Origin of the sequence: Cellvibrio sp. OA-2007 (assembly GCF_000953825.1) — a bacterium.
Classification (GTDB): domain Bacteria; phylum Pseudomonadota; class Gammaproteobacteria; order Pseudomonadales; family Cellvibrionaceae; genus Cellvibrio.
The window spans coordinates 162,974-178,747 of record NZ_BBUL01000094.1; the positions used below are offsets into that span (position 1 = coordinate 162,974).

Genomic DNA, 15,774 nt, shown 5'->3' on the forward strand with positions numbered 1-15,774 from the left:
ACTGCTTGTAGTACTCAATTGCAGCTCCTGCCCATTTGTAGGTAGGCATAGCGCGCACAACTACCCCAACTGGGTAGGCCAGCTAACACCTCTAATACGACAACTTAACACTGAGGTTGAATAGTTTACCTAGCGGTGCAGCGCCATAGTGATCTTTGCGCGATAACAACTTTTTGACCGAGGATTTCACATGTCTGATCTAAAACAATGGGAACCGGAACAGCAAGCCTTTTGGGATTCAAGCGGGCGAACAATTGCAAATCGCAATCTGTGGATCTCGATTCCAAGTTTATTGTGTGGTTTTGCCGTATGGATGCAGTGGAGCATTATCACGGTACAAATGCTAAACCTTGGCTTTCCTTATCAGGCCGGTGATTTATTTAGCCTTGCCGCAATTGCTGGTTTAACCGGGGCGACACTCCGTATTCCAGCAAGTTTTTTTATTCGCCTGTGCGGCGGGCGCTACACCATTTTTTTAACAACCAGTTTGTTAATGGTACCGGCAGTGGGCACCGGCCTCGCATTGCAGGATCAAAACACACCCTTTTGGGTATTCCAATTAATGGCGCTGCTATCGGGTATTGGCGGCGGTAATTTTGCTGCGTCTATGTCTAACATCAGTTTTTTTTACCCGCGCAAACAACAGGGATTAGCACTCGGCCTAAATGCCGGGCTGGGCAATTTTGGAGTAACCAGTATGCAAATTCTGGTACCGCTATTTATGACCTTTGGCGCTTTTGGTGCATTGGGCGGCGACCCGATGATTTTGAAATCTGCAAGCGGCACACTCATAGGTTCAATTCCAGCCGGTACTGAAACCTGGATTCAAAATGCCGGTTTTGTGTGGTTGCTCCTGCTGATTCCGCTGGCCTTTGCGATTTGGTTTGGCATGAACAATATCAACACCGCCGACGTTACCCCCAACCTGGCTGGTGGGGCACCGCGCTCTTTTGCCATCATCATTGCCATGATGTTAATTGGTTTTGCCACTTCTGTATTCGGGCTGTGGTTAATTATGCCTGCCAGTGTAAACGGTTCCGGTTTTGGTATTCCTAAAGAGCTTGCACTCGTACTGGTATTGTTTGCCACCGTGATGTTACTGAAAGCACTGCCGGGTACAATTCGCACCAGCCTGGATCGGCAATACAAAATTTTTAACAACAAACACACTTGGGTCATGAGTGTGTTGTATGTGATGACGTTTGGCTCCTTTATTGGATTTTCAGCGGCCTTTCCTCTGTCGATTCAAGTGATATTTGGTTTTAGTCATGTCGCGATTGATGGAGTAATGACTCACAACACGGTCAACCCAAATGCGCCGAGTGCATTGACCTACGCCTGGATTGCTCCCTTTATTGGCGCGCTTATTCGCCCTGTAGGCGGCTGGGTATCAGACAAATTTGGCGGCGCACTGGTCACCCAAGTGTGTGCGATTAGCATGGTAATTTTGTCGGTGGCAGCAGCTTATTACATGCGCCTGGCCTATCAATCCGCTCACCCTGAACATTATTTTGTCCCTTTCTTTTTAGTCTTTTTAGGGTTATTTGCCGCAAGCGGCATGGGCAATGGTTCAACTTTTTGCTCTATCGCCAATATTTTTCCGAAAGAACAAGCCGGGCCGGCATTAGGCTGGACTTCAGCGGTTGCAGGTTACGGCGCGTTTTATATTCCGCAGGTTTTTGGTGAGCAAATAAAAGCGGCTACACCTGAATATGCAATGCTGGGTTTTGCCGTATTTTATTTGGTTTGTGTGTTATTAAACTGGGGCTTTTATTTACGCAAACAGGGTGAATTTTATAACCCCTAATTCTGGCTGCTTCTTTTCATATCACTAACACAACAGCACCAACATCACACGACCAATTTCGCCAAGTGAAGTTGGTGCTGTTTTAACTCTAGCGATTAACACTAGCGAAAGAAACAATAATCAATAACAACGCAGGGATTTTGAATTAAATTACTTTGGAGTAGCGAATCGCGGATGAGTTGTTGAGGTAGGCATCAAACACCATGCAAACTCTGCGAATTAATAAGCGCCCGGCATTTAGCACTTCTATTCCTGTATCACTAACTGTTAACAGGCCATCATCAACCATGGGTTTTAATTGCGATAACTCCGCAGCAAAATGACGCTGCACATCAATATCAAATACCTTTCCGATAGCGGCAAAATTTAACTCAAAATGACAAATTAATTGATTGATAACACGCTGGCGCAACAGATCTTCTGTGCTGAGTACCACACCTTTAATAAAAGGAATAGCGCCTTCATCAATAGCTTGTTGATAGGGCTCAACGCGTTTTGCGTTTTGTATATAGGCATTTCCAAATGCGCTAATTGCAGAGGCGCCAAAAGACAGCAAATCGCAATCGCCATGCGTGGAATAGCCCTGAAAATTGCGCTGCAATTTCCCAGCTCTTTGCGCCTGCACCAAACTATCTTCCGGTTTGGCAAAATGATCCATCCCGATATAAATATACCCAGCGTTTTGCAAACGCTCTATCGCCATATACAAAAGTTCGAGTTTTTGTTCGGCAGATGGAAGATCCTGTTGATTAATTAATTCCTGACTCTTAAACAGATGCGGCATGTGTGCATAATTAAATAATGACAAACGATCAGGAGACAGCTCAATCACTCGATCCAATGTTTCGCCAACACTGCTCAATGTTTGCATGGGCAATCCATAGATTAAATCCATACTGATTGAATGATATTCCTGCTGCCTTAGCGCTTTTACCAGCGCACTGACCTCTTCAACACTGTTGTAACGATTAACTGCTTTTTGCACCTGGGCATTAAAATCCTGCACGCCCATACTGACACGATTAAAACCAAGCTGGCGCAGGTGCGCCATAGTGTTAGCCGATACGCGCCCCGGATGAATTTCTATGGAGTACTCGCCTGCGTCATCATCCAGCAAGGTAAAGTGCTTACGTGTTGCATTCATCAGCCAAGTCATTTCTTCATCGCTAATAAATGTGGGCGTACCGCCACCCCAATGCAATTGAGTGACAGGCCGCGCGGTATCAAATAGCGCCGTCTGTAGCGCCATCTCCTGCCCCATACGCTCCAAATAAGGTTGCGCACGGCCTTTATTATTAGTCACTACCTTGTTGCATCCGCAATAAAAACAGAGCGTATCGCAAAAAGGAATATGAAAATAAAGCGACAGCGGCCTACCGCTTGCATTGCTACGCGCAACCGCTGCGTTAAAATCAACCGCCGAAAAATTTTCATGAAATTGTGGTGCTGTGGGGTAAGAGGTATAACGCGGGCCGGTTAAATCGTACTGGCGAATTAGATTGGAATCCCATTTAAGCGGAGCTTGAAAGTGTGCCATAGCTAACCTTGTGTTATTGGGTCAGAGTTATTTGTGCGCAATAATCTTTCAGCATACCTGCGTCATTTTGAATGCCGTTGACTTGCGTCAAGTCGCCATGTGTTACAAAACATTTAACCGCGTAATCATCCCAGCTAGCTTCCACACATTTGCGCGCCCTTAGCCACTCAGACTATGGGATAATGCCCGCCATTTATAACAACCATGACTACCGCCAGGACAGCCACAGACCTGCCAAAGGCAAGTAAATTCAATTAAAAATCAATTACTTAAAAGATTCTCCGCAATGAATACCATAGAGCCAACAGACCAGCACACACCTATGATGCAGCAGTATTTGCGCATTAAAGCCCAGCATAAAGACGAGATTGTGTTTTATCGCATGGGGGATTTTTACGAGCTGTTTTTTGATGATGCCAAACGCGCCTCGGAGATTCTGGATATCACCCTGACCGCGCGGGGCAAATCCAATGGTGAGCCGATTCCTATGGCGGGGATTCCGTTTCACTCGGCGGATGGCTATCTGGCCAAGCTGGTCAAAGAAGGCATTTCCGTTGCCGTGTGCGAGCAAGTGGGCGATCCGGCTACCAGCAAGGGACCCGTAGAGCGCAAGGTGATGCGCATAGTGACACCGGGAACGGTAAGCGATGAAGCTTTACTGGATTCGCGCCGCGATAATCTATTGGTGGCACTGCATCAAGCGGGTGAGACATTTGGTATCGCTTCGCTGGATATGGCGAGCGGCCGCTTTTTGGTGTTGGAAGTGGAAGGCCTGGAATCGGCGCTGGGTGAATTGCAGCGTTTAAGTCCGGCAGAGTTATTAATCAGCGATCACATCACCAACCCAGCGCTGGTGGAGAATCGCAAAGGTTTGCGCCGTCGCGGCCCCTGGGAATTTGATTTGGAAACGGCGGAACGTTTGCTCATCCAACAATTTTCTACCAAAGACTTAGCCGGTTTTGGTTGCGACCATTTAAAAACCGCACTCTGCGCCGCCGGTTGTTTATTAAGTTACGCGCGCGAAACCCAGCGCACCGCCCTGCCCCATGTGCGCAGCCTTGCCCATGAAAACCGCGATGAAGCGGTGATTATGGATGCGGCAACGCGGCGCAATTTGGAATTGGATATCAACTTAACCGGTGGCGATGAGCACACCTTATTTTCCGTATTAAATCGCGCCGCGACCAGTATGGGCAGCCGCTTGTTGCGCCGCTGGTTAAATCGCCCATTGCGCGATTTGGATTTACTCATCGGCAGGCAAGATGCCATCGCTGAGCTGCAACACAATTATGCGTTTGAAATTTTTAATGGAATTTTAAAACGTGTTGGCGATATGGAACGCATTCTCGGCCGTTTGGCATTGCGTTCGGCGCGCCCGCGGGATTTGTCGCGCTTGCTGATGTCAATTGGCACCTACCCCGAATTGCAAAATGAACTCGCCGCAAAAAAATCGCCGCAGTTAAAAAATCTTGCCCAACAAATTTCTACTTTTCCTGAATTGGTGGATTTGTTATCGCGCGCGATTATTGAAAATCCACCCGTAGTGATTCGCGACGGCGGAGTGATTGCTGAAGGTTACGATGCTGAGTTAGACGACCTGCGCAACATAAGTACTAATGCTGGCCAATACTTAATTGATTTGGAAACTCGCGAGCGCGAGCGCACGGGAATCCCCACACTCAAAGTCGGCTACAACCGGGTGCACGGTTATTTTATTGAGCTGACTTCGGCGCAATCGGACAAGGCACCGGCGGATTATATTCGTCGCCAGACTTTAAAAAATGCCGAGCGCTACATCACGCCGGAACTAAAAGAGTTTGAAGATAAAGCACTCTCCGCACAGAGCCGCGCGCTCGCACGCGAAAAAGCGCTTTACGAAGAATTAATTGATATTTTGAATGTGCAATTAATTCCGCTGCAAGACTCCGCTGCAGCCGTTGCCGAACTGGATGTGCTCGCCACGCTCGCCGAACGCGCTGATGCGTTGGGTTTTTGCAAACCGGAATTATCCTTGCGTGCCGGTATTAACATTGTCGGCGGTCGTCATCCGGTAGTTGAGCAAGTGACTAGCGCGCCCTTTGTGCCGAATGATCTGCAATTTAATCCGCAGCGCCATATGCTCATCATCACCGGCCCGAATATGGGTGGTAAATCGACTTATATGCGGCAAGCGGCGTTAATTACGCTGCTCGCACATATCGGCAGTTTTGTCCCTGCACAGAAAGCGACGATTGGCATTGTGGATCGCATTTTTACCCGCATAGGCTCGGCGGATGATTTAGCCGGTGGCCGTTCTACGTTTATGGTGGAGATGACCGAAACCGCCAATATTTTGCACAACGCCACCGAGCGCAGCCTGGTGTTGATGGATGAGATCGGGCGCGGCACCAGTACCTTCGATGGCCTTTCACTCGCCTGGGCCTGCGCCAAACATCTGGCTGAAAAGGTACGTGCCTATACGTTGTTTGCCACACATTATTTTGAAATTACAACGCTACCAGAAACAGTTCCGGGCATCACCAACGTGCATTTGAATGCAACGGAGCACAAAGACAATATTGTGTTTTTGCATAAAGTTCAGGAAGGGCCAGCGAGCAAAAGTTATGGTCTGCAGGTAGCTAAACTGGCGGGCATTCCGGCGCAGGTGTTGGCAGAAGCGCAGCAACAGTTACACCTGCTGGAAAATGGCGAACATCCGCATTCGATTAAATCGGCACCGGCGTTAGCGGCTAACCCGGCTCCCGTTTTAGACCCCGTAATTGCTGTTGCAACTGCTCCCGTAATCGACTCACCGGCACAATCCGGTTTGTTTGATGCACTGCCTAACCCAGTGTTAGATGCCATCAAAAAAATCAACCCTGACAACTTGACACCGCGGGAAGCCTTAGAGCAGTTGTATCGTCTAAAAGAGATTTATTCAAAAGGTAAGTGATATTTAAAAAGAACCATTCTCAACAATGGCTTATCGCAGGGAAAACAGGTGTTTTTCTAGGGACTTTAACCGGTTAAAGCCTACCAAAATGGGTGTAGGCTGTTTAGAATGCGCGCTCTTGTTTTGGCGCTGCCCTTGTGATCTGCGCTGACTGTCGAATTTAGTTAATTGTGGGAGTCTCCTATGACTTTTGTAGTTGGGGAAAATTGCATCAAATGTAAGCACACAGACTGTGTGGAAGTCTGCCCGGTTGATTGCTTTTACGAAGGCCCCAATTTTTTGGTGATTCACCCGGATGAGTGTATTGACTGCGCCCTGTGCGAACCAGAATGCCCGGTAGGCGCTATTTTCTCGGAAGATGAACTGCCAGAAGATCAAGCCGTGTTCCTGGAGCTAAATGCCGAATTGGCACAGGTCTGGCCAAATATCACCGAGATTAAAGATTCGCCTGCAGACGCAGAAGAATGGGATGGTGTGCCAGGTAAGCTGCAGTACCTTGAGCGTTAATTGCGCAGCGTCCAAACTCGCCGATATATTAAAAACCGTGCCCTGCACGGTTTTTTTTCGCCTTGAATTTGTCACGCAATTAGCACGCAGAAATCCGTTACTGACCACTGGCTATTCAAAGGGCTGTGCTACACTCAGTTGTGTTTGGGTCAGACCATATCCACAAGCAGTAGTCTTTTATCGCTCTCAAATGAAAAAGCTACTCAAGCATCGATAACCAACACCACAATCAATAACGAGGAACAAGCTATGGGGACTAACGATAAGCCTTACAGCGAAAAGCGCGATTTTATCCGGATGAAAATTGGTGCACCGTTGAGTGCCAAACTGGCTGCCGCTGAAGACATTATTGAGGGATTATGTCTGGATTTGAGTGGTGGTGGCCTGCAAGTCGAGACCAAAAAGAGCCTTGCTGTGGGCACCGAGGCCGAGGTTGAGGTTTCCTCCGACCATGGTCATAACCCGACGCTAAAAGCAAAAACTAAAGTCGCGCGGGTGTCTACCAACGAAGCCGGTGACTACGTGATTGGGCTGGAGATTCTGCAAATCCTACCCTAAAGCAGGATATGTACCCCCTAATACAACAACGGCTACTTTACAGTAGCCGTTTGGTTAAAACTCTCCGTCAAACTCCTCTTCGCTGAAATCTTCGGTACCGAACTCATCGGCAACGTCTCCGTTATTAATCAAGTAGTCACGTCGCTGCAAATACACATCGCGCACAAACACATAGCGATCGCCGGTAATATTCTTCTCCAACTCCAGCAAACCTGCGCGAGTATCTAACAAGGACAAGGCGCGTACAGTATTTTCAGTCGGCACATGCTCGATATAAGCAGTCGGATTGGTGTAAAAATCGACAGGCTTACCAAAACCATCACGCAACGTGCTGGGACCTAACAATGGCAGCACCAGATAAGGCCCCTGCCCCACACCCCACACCGCCAGTGTCTGACCAAAGTCCTCCGGGTCATCGGCGGGCAAATTCATATATTGCGCAACATCCAGCAAACCGCCAATCCCGATGGTGCTATTTACTAACAAACGGCCGGTATCGTGGGCGGCGCCTTTAAAGTCCCCTTGCAATACACCATTCAGGGCGTTGGGAACCTCCAAGACATTGTTGAAGATATTGCTTACACCAACCTCCAAAGGGTCGGGCATGACAAACTTGTAGGTTTTCGCCAAGGGCTTTAGTGTCCAGCGATCAACAGCATCATTAAAGGTGAACATTGCACGATTAAACCCTTGCCACGGGTCGGAGTTCTGTTCGGTTTGCGCCAAGCTGACATAGGGCGCAGCAAAACCGAGCGATAGCAGAGCCACTAAAGGCTTAAGAATGGATTTCATATGATCCCTGTACGCAGTCAATATGCGATTAAAGCGCCCCATATAACGATGCGCGCAAGAGCGGGCACTTTAGCGAATCGCCCCTGCTTGAACAACCCACTTTAGGCCAATCAATTCCCCGTAGTTACAGATTGCAACAAATAAACACACGTAATCTGGGTTAACCACCTCTTTACTACATCGATTTTAAAGTATCAGCCCACAAGGTTTTGACACAAAACTGCCACATTATCGAAATAAATCTTTCATTAATCTGTCGTCTAAGTTTCACATTTGTCACCCAAGATAGCGCCACTAACGCAAAGCAAGAACGCGTTCACGATTTCCTTACCCCTCCTGTGAAACTGAGAAGAGAGTGTGCTCATGAAACTGAAAAATCTTTTTGCATTGAATGTATTAGCTGCAACCCTGGCTGCTTGTGGCGGCGGCGATGTAAACCTGAACCCAAGCAATAGCATCACAGATTCAAATAACACCACTGTAAACAACCCCCCAACAACTACCCCTGCGGTAAACCCTTGCGCACAATACGAGCAAGATGGTCAAAAATTGCAGGGCACCCAAGATGGCAAAAACTGTGTGTATAACACTTCATTTGCATCAAGCAACAAGCAACTTAAAGTAAGTTTGTTTATTCCAGAGTTGGCTGATGGCGGTGTACATATTTTCCAAGGCGCTTTGTTTATTGGTGAAGACGTAGACAGCAACGTAGCCGCAGCAGGCAAGCGTATTCCACAGGAAGGCGAAGGCGCTGTTTTGACAGTTGCTGCTGGCGCCAAGATCGCATTTGAACGCGGCGAAGATTATGTACGTATTGCGCGCGGCTCAAAAATTCTCGCTGAAGGCACCAAAGCCAAGCCAATTATTTTTTCTGGCGTAAAAGATCTGCGCGATAACGCCGCTACTATTGCTGATCGCGGTTTGTGGGGTGGCCTCCAAATTAACGGCAACGGTATCACTAACAAATGTACCGATACTCAACGTTTACCAACTGCCAACAACGTTCACGGTTGCCATATCACTTCAGAAGGTTTGCCTGGAACCTATGGTGGTGCTAACAACGCTGAAAGTTCAGGTACTCTGAAGTACGTAATCGTTAAACATGCCGGTTATAAGGTTGTTGAAGGTAACGAACTCAATGCAATCACACTTAACGGTGTAGGTTCAAAAACTATCATTGACTATGTTCAAGCCTACTCAGCACAAGACGACGGTTTTGAGTGGTTCGGTGGTGCAGTAAGCGCTAAACACATTGTTGCCGTTGGCACATCGGATGACTCTTTTGACTTTACCGATGGTTATGTTGGAAACATTCAATTTGCACTCTCTGTTCACCCAACTGGTGTGGGTGGCAACCACTGCGTTGAAGCTGACAATACTGGCGGTGGTCGTGCAGATGATATAGCACCACTGACTAAATTGCGTATTTCCAACCTTACCTGCGTTACCAACAACATTGCCAAAAACCAAGGCACTGTTCCATCACCAGATGGCGACTCACTGGGCATTTTGATTCGCGAAGGTTTCTTCATTGAACTCTACAACAGCGTTGTTACTGCAAATACCAGCGGAATGGCTTCTAAATCACTATTCATGTTTCATGACACTGAAGGCCCGCAAACTATTAAAGGTGCCGTAGATGGTTGGTCAGTAGCCAAAAGTAACTTGTTTGCCGGTACTGCAGGTGTTGCACAGACTAAAGTTGACCCATCGAACGCAGGCTTTACAACTACAGCATGGATGGCATCAGCAACCAACACTAACAACCAAATAATCACTGCAGCTAACCAATTGCCAGTTAACCTGCTGAAAAACTTGGTATCCAATGACAAGGCTTATCTGACTTTAGCCAATATTGCCGATGCAACCACTGCTGCCATCACTATCCCAGTATTTGATGTCAGCAAACTGGCAGACAAATTCCAAGCAGGTGCAGTACCAGCAACCGGCACCAGTACTTTCTTTGTAAACCCAACCCATATTGGCGCGGCATCTGAAACCAATGACTGGGTATCTGGCTGGACTGTAGGCCTCTAATTGAGATTACACAGTTACTGATTGTTGTGATCCCCGAAAGAGGCGCCTCCGGGCGCCTCTTTCATAGAAGCTACCCCTATCGCCTGCTTATACAAGGTTTTTCACCATGCAAAGATTAAATACCAAGCGACGCCAGCTTTTTCTGGCCATCACCGCTGCTTCATTGGGTATTTGCCAAATCGCCTCTGCCCAAGAAAGCCAGACTATTGAAGTTCCTAAAGTCGAACTGCTCCCGATTGAAGCTCCCGTAATCGAAGAAATGCTAGTAACTGGCCGCCAGCAAAGTGCCGCGCAATCCGTTGTAACTGAGCGACTGGAAGAAGCGTTCGCGGCAGACTTAATGAGCTCCGACCAAATTTCCCGCACCGGCGACTCAAACGTAGCCGTTGCGTTAACACGTGTTACTGGTGTGACCCTACTTGACGGTAAATACGTTTATGTTCGCAGCTTGGGTGAGCGCTACTCCAGTACCACCTTAAATGGTGCGGCAGTCCCATCGCCAGAGTTAACACGCAACGTACTTCCACTGGATTTGATTCCCTCTTCTATCGTGGAATCACTCAAAGTACAAAAAGCCTACTCTCCCGAACTGGCAGCCAACTTTGGTGGCGGTGCGGTAGACATCCGCACCAAGGGTGTACCGAGCGAATTTGTTTTCAGTCTTTCACTTGGTTCAGGCATGAATACAGAGAGCGACGACGGCCTGACGCACGCCAGCCATGGCGAGACGTACAACATGCCAACGGAAATACGCAATGCACTGAATCTTTATCAGGGAAATCTCAGTGAGCAGCGCATAGGTGATTTTTACAAGCGCAGCAATCAATCTGTATCGAATAGCGAACGCGATCTTTACGCGGCGCAAACAAACCGTGATTTATTGCTTTCGTTAAATCGCGATGTTGAGATTTACCAAAAATCACTACCTGCGGATTACTCCGGCAGCCTCGCACTTGGCAATAGCTGGGATCTGAGCGATGACCTTACTTTCGGAGCGATTATTAATTTTGGCCAAGACACCAAGTGGCGCAATAAAGACCAGGAACGTCATGACATAGGCTCACCGGAAGACCGGTTTTCCATCACTCAGCGCACCAGCGAAGAAACCCGTCAGATAATCTCAACCAATTTAGGCCTTGATTATCAGGATATGCACAAGTTGCAAGCGAGTGTTTATCACATCGAAAACATTCACGATGAAGCGCGTATCAAAACTGGATTCAATGGTAGTAACTACACCCTTGCTGAGGGTAGCGAATATGTATTTTATGAGACACGCTTGGAAAATCGCGAGCTGGAAGTTGGCCAATTAACCGGTGAACACAAGCTCGACCAATTGAATCGTAGCTGGCTGGACTCTATCGTATTTGATTGGTTCTATTCAGATTCAACTGTGAAAACAGACGTTCCCAATCACGTAACAATATCGGGTGACAACACCGTTGATCCAGCTACCGGCGCGCTAATCAGCACCCAGTTATCACCGCGTGCCGCCATGGCCAGTTTTGAATTCCTCAATCTGGAAGACAACGTAATTAGCAACGGCTGGAATGCCAAAGTTCCATTGGTATTTGATCGCCTCGAACTCACCTTATCAGGTGGATTTAATTACAACGAAAAATCCCGCGAGTACTATGGCTACACCGCCAATATCGATGCGACTGGCAATCAAAGTGCGGTGCTTAGCGGCAACGTAAATGATGTTCTTAACAGCGACCGAATTGCCGATCTCAATAATAATTTTGAATTGAATGTGGGTGGAGGTTTCGGTACCGAGAGTTATGTGGCCGGACAAATTGTTGAAGGTGCCTATGGCATGTTCGACGCCAAGTGGGATGACACCTGGCGGTTTACCGGTGGCGCCCGCAAAGAAACCTTTAAGCAAGGGTTATTGCCTGTAGATTTACTCGACTACACCGGTAACAGCATCGTCAAAATTATTGATGACATTAGCAACAATCCGGATCAGCGCTACGGCTTCTCTCAGGATGACTGGTATCCTTCGCTCGCCATCACATATATGAACGAAGGCTTTATGAATACCGAAGCCTTTCAAATTCGTTTGAGTGCGAGCGAAACGGTTGTGCGCCCTGACCTGCGCGAAATGTCCGATGTGGTTTACATCGATACAGAACTTGGCATGAAAGTAAAAGGAAATTCACGCTTACAGTTTTCAGAACTGACGCACTATGACCTACGCGCAGAATGGTTTTTCGATAGCGGCAATAACTTTACTGCAACCCTCTTCTATAAAGATATTGCCAATCCTATTGAAAGCACGCGCCTGCCTGGTTCAGACGATGACGTAATTCTTACGTTTGAAAACTCACTGAGCGGTGAAATATACGGCTTGGAACTGGAAGTATTACGCGATTTGGGCGCAGGATTCTTTGCTTCATCCAACTTAACACTAAGCGATTCAGAAATTATATCGCCAGAAGGTCAAGGCTACACCAACAGCACCCGCCCAATGACTGGTCAATCTGAATATGTACTTAATGCACAGCTGGGTTTTGACTCTGAGGATGGCAAGCACAGCGCATCGGTAGTGTATAACCTTTTTGGTGAGCGCCTATTCTTTGCCGCACGCAACATAGGTAACCATCAAGACGCCTATGAACAACCATTTAACTCGCTGGATTTAACTTACTCTTGGTACGCGACCGACAATGTCACCACCAAAATCAAACTCGGCAACATTCTCAATGAAGAGCGAGTTTTTGAACAAGTTAACTCGAATGGTGTAAATGTAGATATTTTAAAACAACAAGTAGGAACCAGCTTCAGCCTAGACGTGAAATACACCTACTAACACAACAGAGCCAACTTCAAGGAAGACGATACAGCTCTGTCAAAGATTAAGCGTTCAAGCCACCTTCGGGTGGCTTTTTTGTGCGCACCTCCAATCAGTCACACGCACCTAATAAAACAAAAATAATAATTACTGCACTAAAAAGACATGGCTTGGAAATAAAAATCGATAAATAACCAAAAATTTTTATATTTTCGCTGCTTAAAGCAAAAATTGTCACAAACTATTCACATTGATGTGCTAAGCCGAGTGCTAATCTAACAATGAAGCCGGAAGTCAATGCTCCATAAGGGTGAAGATTGCCGTTTAATGATTCACGAGGAACACACTATGACTAAAAATATCCTTAAAAAAGCCATTCGCTCTCTGTTAATAGTAGCGGCAATCACCCCAATTGCGAGCTATGCCACCGCCTATACACCGGCAAAATTCGGCAACGCGGTAGAAACACTGGGAAAACAAATCACCCTACCCACTTCATTTGGTGAGGGCGTAAAAACCGTTGCGGTTTATTGCCAGGCAGATGTAATGACAACGGGCAACATTAACAGCGTTAACTGTTACGAAAATAGCCCGTTAGTGTCTATGCAAAATGTTACTGAATCTGCTCTCAAATCAGCGACTTTTGAGCCCGCAACTATCGACGGCAAAGCCGTTCCGGTCAGAATGCAAATGCGTGTTGTCTACTCACTTGGCGGCACTCAGGCGCCAATTGTTTTGCTGCCAAATTTAGGCACTCTACAAGCACAATATGGTACACATTATTTTGCGCCGCAAGAACGTTTAGACACCAATGACTGGTATGCAAATTACACCGGCAAAGAGCGCGGCGATGGCAAATTATTTTTCGCTGAAGGGAAGATGACCCGTGTAATGGCTAACGTTGAAGCTAACGGAAAAGTAGAAACCGTAAGTACTCTCGAAGCCGCGCTACGCAAAAAAGCAGACGCGGACAGCATTGAAAGCTCACTGAAAAAATCAAAGTTTATTCCTGGTTTTGTACAAGATAAACCTACCGCCATGCATTATATTGCCGTAGTGAATTATCAAAAATAACTGAACTGTTTTCTGGTAAACAAAAAAGGCCACATTATTTGTGGCCTTTTTAATTAAAATAGTTTTTAACAAAAATGTTAATTATCGCATTCAAACTGTAAGCTCAATTCAATTCTACCCATTGCCAAACTGCGATAATGTTCTCCAGTTACGGCAAAACCTTTACCGCATCGCTCTAAGGCTTTGGGAAACAACTGCGTACGTGCAAGCGGTACATTCGCCCACTGATCCACTTCAACACTCAATGTAAAATAATGGCTGTCACTTTTTTGTACCTTAGCCAGCGCCGGCTGAACCTTTCCAGTAGAATTTTTTTCTGCACTACCGGTTTCGAGTACCGCACCCTCTTCACCTTTTTTAAAGGCTTTTTGCAAAAACCCATTCAACCCTTTGTCGCTGTAATCGCAATCTTGTTGATTGACATTCATTGAGTCAGCAGCATCGACTGCTGGGTCGCAATCATCTTTTGCCGATACAGAAACTGCAGCCATCAAGCCCAGCATCATGATTATTGAACGCTTCATCATTTTCTCCCTTCAATTATAGGTGCATAATCATTAGAAAAAATTCCACTTAAAACAACAAAGGGTGCCGAAGCACCCTTTGTTGTTTTAAACCCGTTCACTTAGTGAATTAGAATTTAAAATCGATACCAACACCAACATAGGTATCGTCACGCTCAGCCGCTAATGCCAAGTCATTTTCTACGCTAGTTACGTAAGAGTACAAAGTGGCAGCTTTAGTCATTTTGTAATCCAGACCAATGCTAGCACTCTCGCCATCAGCCATTTTCACATCTGACGAACCGTACTGACCTTTCAATGCCCACTTGTCATTCAGATTCCACAATGCAGAAACAAAAGCGCCATCTTCATCAGCACCAGTGTTGTCGTTTTCATATTGCTCAGCCAACACACCTAATTGTACTGGGCCAAATACAACACGCGCTACTGCACGAACCAAGTCAACACCTTCCGCTTCAACATCTTGATCAACAGCAACTGCTGCATAAAAAGCAGGAGTGTTGTAAGCAACAGAAACAGAAACGCCATTATCAACACCGTCAGCTTCTTTAGTTACATAGGCAACAGAAGAAGTGAACGCACCCCATGAAGCAGGTGTTACGTACTGAACGATATTACTTGCGCGAATTTCGCCTTTAAAAATTTGATTGATGTCGCCTTCCAAATCATTGAACAAGTCAACTTTCTCTTGTGCAACTTTGGTGGGAGTATCGAAGTGGCCGCCCATTACAGTACCGGCAGAACCTTGCAAACCGATAAAGATGTTACGTTGACCAAAAGTTTGGCTGCCGTTAGTGCCATCATCTACTTCAGTTTGGTATTCAAATTGGTAAATCACTTTCAAACTGGAATTTACTTCCTCACCGCCTTTCAAACCAATGCGAGAAGCATTGCTCACCAATTCGATTTTGCTGCCAGACACTTCTTCGTCAGCATTTTGCAACGATACATTCGCTTTACCATAAACAGTAACATCAGCAAATGCAGCCGCTGGCAACAATGAAGCTATAACCAAAGCCAATAATGATTTTTTCATGGAGTCGTCTCCTGGATGTGTGTTTTAAGTGTTCAGTTCCTGGACACCGGGGAATCAGGTTTTATTGAAATCGTGATACTTGTGTTTCAGTAGTATTGCCATTATGTGACCGAAAGATTACAAAATTATGACAACCCTCTAAGTATCGGCGGGTGATTATATAAAGAAAAAACAGA

At 46.5% G+C, this 15,774-nt stretch carries 11 protein-coding genes; 7 read left to right on the top strand and 4 right to left on the bottom strand.

The annotated features are described in order from the left end of the window. Window positions 1-190: 190 nt before the first annotated feature. Window positions 191-1,807 carry a hypothetical protein gene (locus AWU77_RS15365; RefSeq protein ID WP_062065117.1) on the top strand — a complete coding sequence of 539 codons (1,617 nt, stop codon included), beginning with the start codon at window positions 191-193 and terminating at the stop codon, window positions 1,805-1,807. 145 nt (window positions 1,808-1,952) lie between these two features. Here AWU77_RS15365 and hemN read toward each other — a convergent pair whose 3' ends face one another. Beyond that, the gene (gene hemN, locus AWU77_RS15370; protein WP_062065120.1) at window positions 1,953-3,344 is read right to left on the bottom strand and encodes an oxygen-independent coproporphyrinogen III oxidase; all 1,392 of its coding nucleotides are present in this window, start codon (window positions 3,342-3,344) and stop codon (window positions 1,953-1,955) included. Between the two features lie 286 nt (window positions 3,345-3,630). On the opposite strand from hemN, the gene mutS reads away from it, so the two are divergent. From mutS to AWU77_RS15385, 3 genes are all read left to right on the top strand, one after another. After that, entirely contained in the window at window positions 3,631-6,276 is a 2,646-nt protein-coding gene (gene mutS / locus AWU77_RS15375; RefSeq protein WP_062065122.1) for a DNA mismatch repair protein MutS, read from the top strand. 183 nt (window positions 6,277-6,459) lie between these two features. Next, complete coding sequence (gene fdxA, locus AWU77_RS15380; protein ID WP_040391760.1) at window positions 6,460-6,783, top strand: ferredoxin FdxA; 324 nt, start codon at window positions 6,460-6,462, stop codon at window positions 6,781-6,783. Window positions 6,784-7,032: 249 nt separating this feature from the next. Further along, window positions 7,033-7,341, top strand: a complete 309-nt coding sequence (locus AWU77_RS15385; RefSeq protein WP_062065124.1) for a PilZ domain-containing protein — start codon at window positions 7,033-7,035, stop codon at window positions 7,339-7,341. Between the two features lie 54 nt (window positions 7,342-7,395). Here AWU77_RS15385 and AWU77_RS15390 read toward each other — a convergent pair whose 3' ends face one another. After that, on the bottom strand, window positions 7,396-8,133 hold the full coding sequence (locus tag AWU77_RS15390; protein WP_084618477.1) for a VacJ family lipoprotein: 738 nt from the start codon (window positions 8,131-8,133) through the stop codon (window positions 7,396-7,398). A gap of 363 nt (window positions 8,134-8,496) precedes the next feature. On the opposite strand from AWU77_RS15390, the gene AWU77_RS15395 reads away from it, so the two are divergent. The 3 genes from AWU77_RS15395 to AWU77_RS15405 all read left to right on the top strand — a co-directional run bounded on the left by AWU77_RS15395 (window position 8,497) and on the right by AWU77_RS15405 (window position 14,038). Continuing rightward, window positions 8,497-10,170: a hypothetical protein gene (locus AWU77_RS15395; RefSeq protein ID WP_062065130.1), complete on the top strand. Its 1,674-nt coding sequence runs from the start codon at window positions 8,497-8,499 to the stop codon at window positions 10,168-10,170. A 106-nt stretch (window positions 10,171-10,276) separates the two neighbouring features. Further along, entirely contained in the window at window positions 10,277-12,982 is a 2,706-nt protein-coding gene (locus AWU77_RS15400) for a TonB-dependent receptor domain-containing protein (protein WP_062065132.1), read from the top strand. A 330-nt stretch (window positions 12,983-13,312) separates the two neighbouring features. Beyond that, on the top strand, window positions 13,313-14,038 hold the full coding sequence (locus AWU77_RS15405) for a hypothetical protein (protein WP_062065135.1): 726 nt from the start codon (window positions 13,313-13,315) through the stop codon (window positions 14,036-14,038). Between the two features lie 77 nt (window positions 14,039-14,115). Here AWU77_RS15405 and AWU77_RS15410 read toward each other — a convergent pair whose 3' ends face one another. Both AWU77_RS15410 and AWU77_RS15415 read right to left on the bottom strand, forming a co-directional pair. After that, on the bottom strand, window positions 14,116-14,562 hold the full coding sequence (locus AWU77_RS15410; protein ID WP_062065138.1) for a hypothetical protein: 447 nt from the start codon (window positions 14,560-14,562) through the stop codon (window positions 14,116-14,118). A gap of 109 nt (window positions 14,563-14,671) precedes the next feature. Beyond that, window positions 14,672-15,598: a porin gene (locus tag AWU77_RS15415; RefSeq protein ID WP_062065141.1), complete on the bottom strand. Its 927-nt coding sequence runs from the start codon at window positions 15,596-15,598 to the stop codon at window positions 14,672-14,674. Window positions 15,599-15,774: the final 176 nt, after the last annotated feature.

Coding starts and splice junctions, on each gene's coding strand:
- AWU77_RS15365 (WP_062065117.1), top strand. CDS start 191: ATGTCTGATCTAAAACAATGGGAACCGGAACAGCAAGCCTTTTGGGAT.
- mutS (WP_062065122.1), top strand. CDS start 3,631: ATGAATACCATAGAGCCAACAGACCAGCACACACCTATGATGCAGCAG.
- hemN (WP_062065120.1), bottom strand. CDS start 3,344: ATGGCACACTTTCAAGCTCCGCTTAAATGGGATTCCAATCTAATTCGC.
- AWU77_RS15395 (WP_062065130.1), top strand. CDS start 8,497: ATGAAACTGAAAAATCTTTTTGCATTGAATGTATTAGCTGCAACCCTG.
- AWU77_RS15385 (WP_062065124.1), top strand. CDS start 7,033: ATGGGGACTAACGATAAGCCTTACAGCGAAAAGCGCGATTTTATCCGG.
- AWU77_RS15410 (WP_062065138.1), bottom strand. CDS start 14,562: ATGAAGCGTTCAATAATCATGATGCTGGGCTTGATGGCTGCAGTTTCT.
- AWU77_RS15415 (WP_062065141.1), bottom strand. CDS start 15,598: ATGAAAAAATCATTATTGGCTTTGGTTATAGCTTCATTGTTGCCAGCG.
- AWU77_RS15405 (WP_062065135.1), top strand. CDS start 13,313: ATGACTAAAAATATCCTTAAAAAAGCCATTCGCTCTCTGTTAATAGTA.
- AWU77_RS15400 (WP_062065132.1), top strand. CDS start 10,277: ATGCAAAGATTAAATACCAAGCGACGCCAGCTTTTTCTGGCCATCACC.
- fdxA (WP_040391760.1), top strand. CDS start 6,460: ATGACTTTTGTAGTTGGGGAAAATTGCATCAAATGTAAGCACACAGAC.
- AWU77_RS15390 (WP_084618477.1), bottom strand. CDS start 8,133: ATGAAATCCATTCTTAAGCCTTTAGTGGCTCTGCTATCGCTCGGTTTT.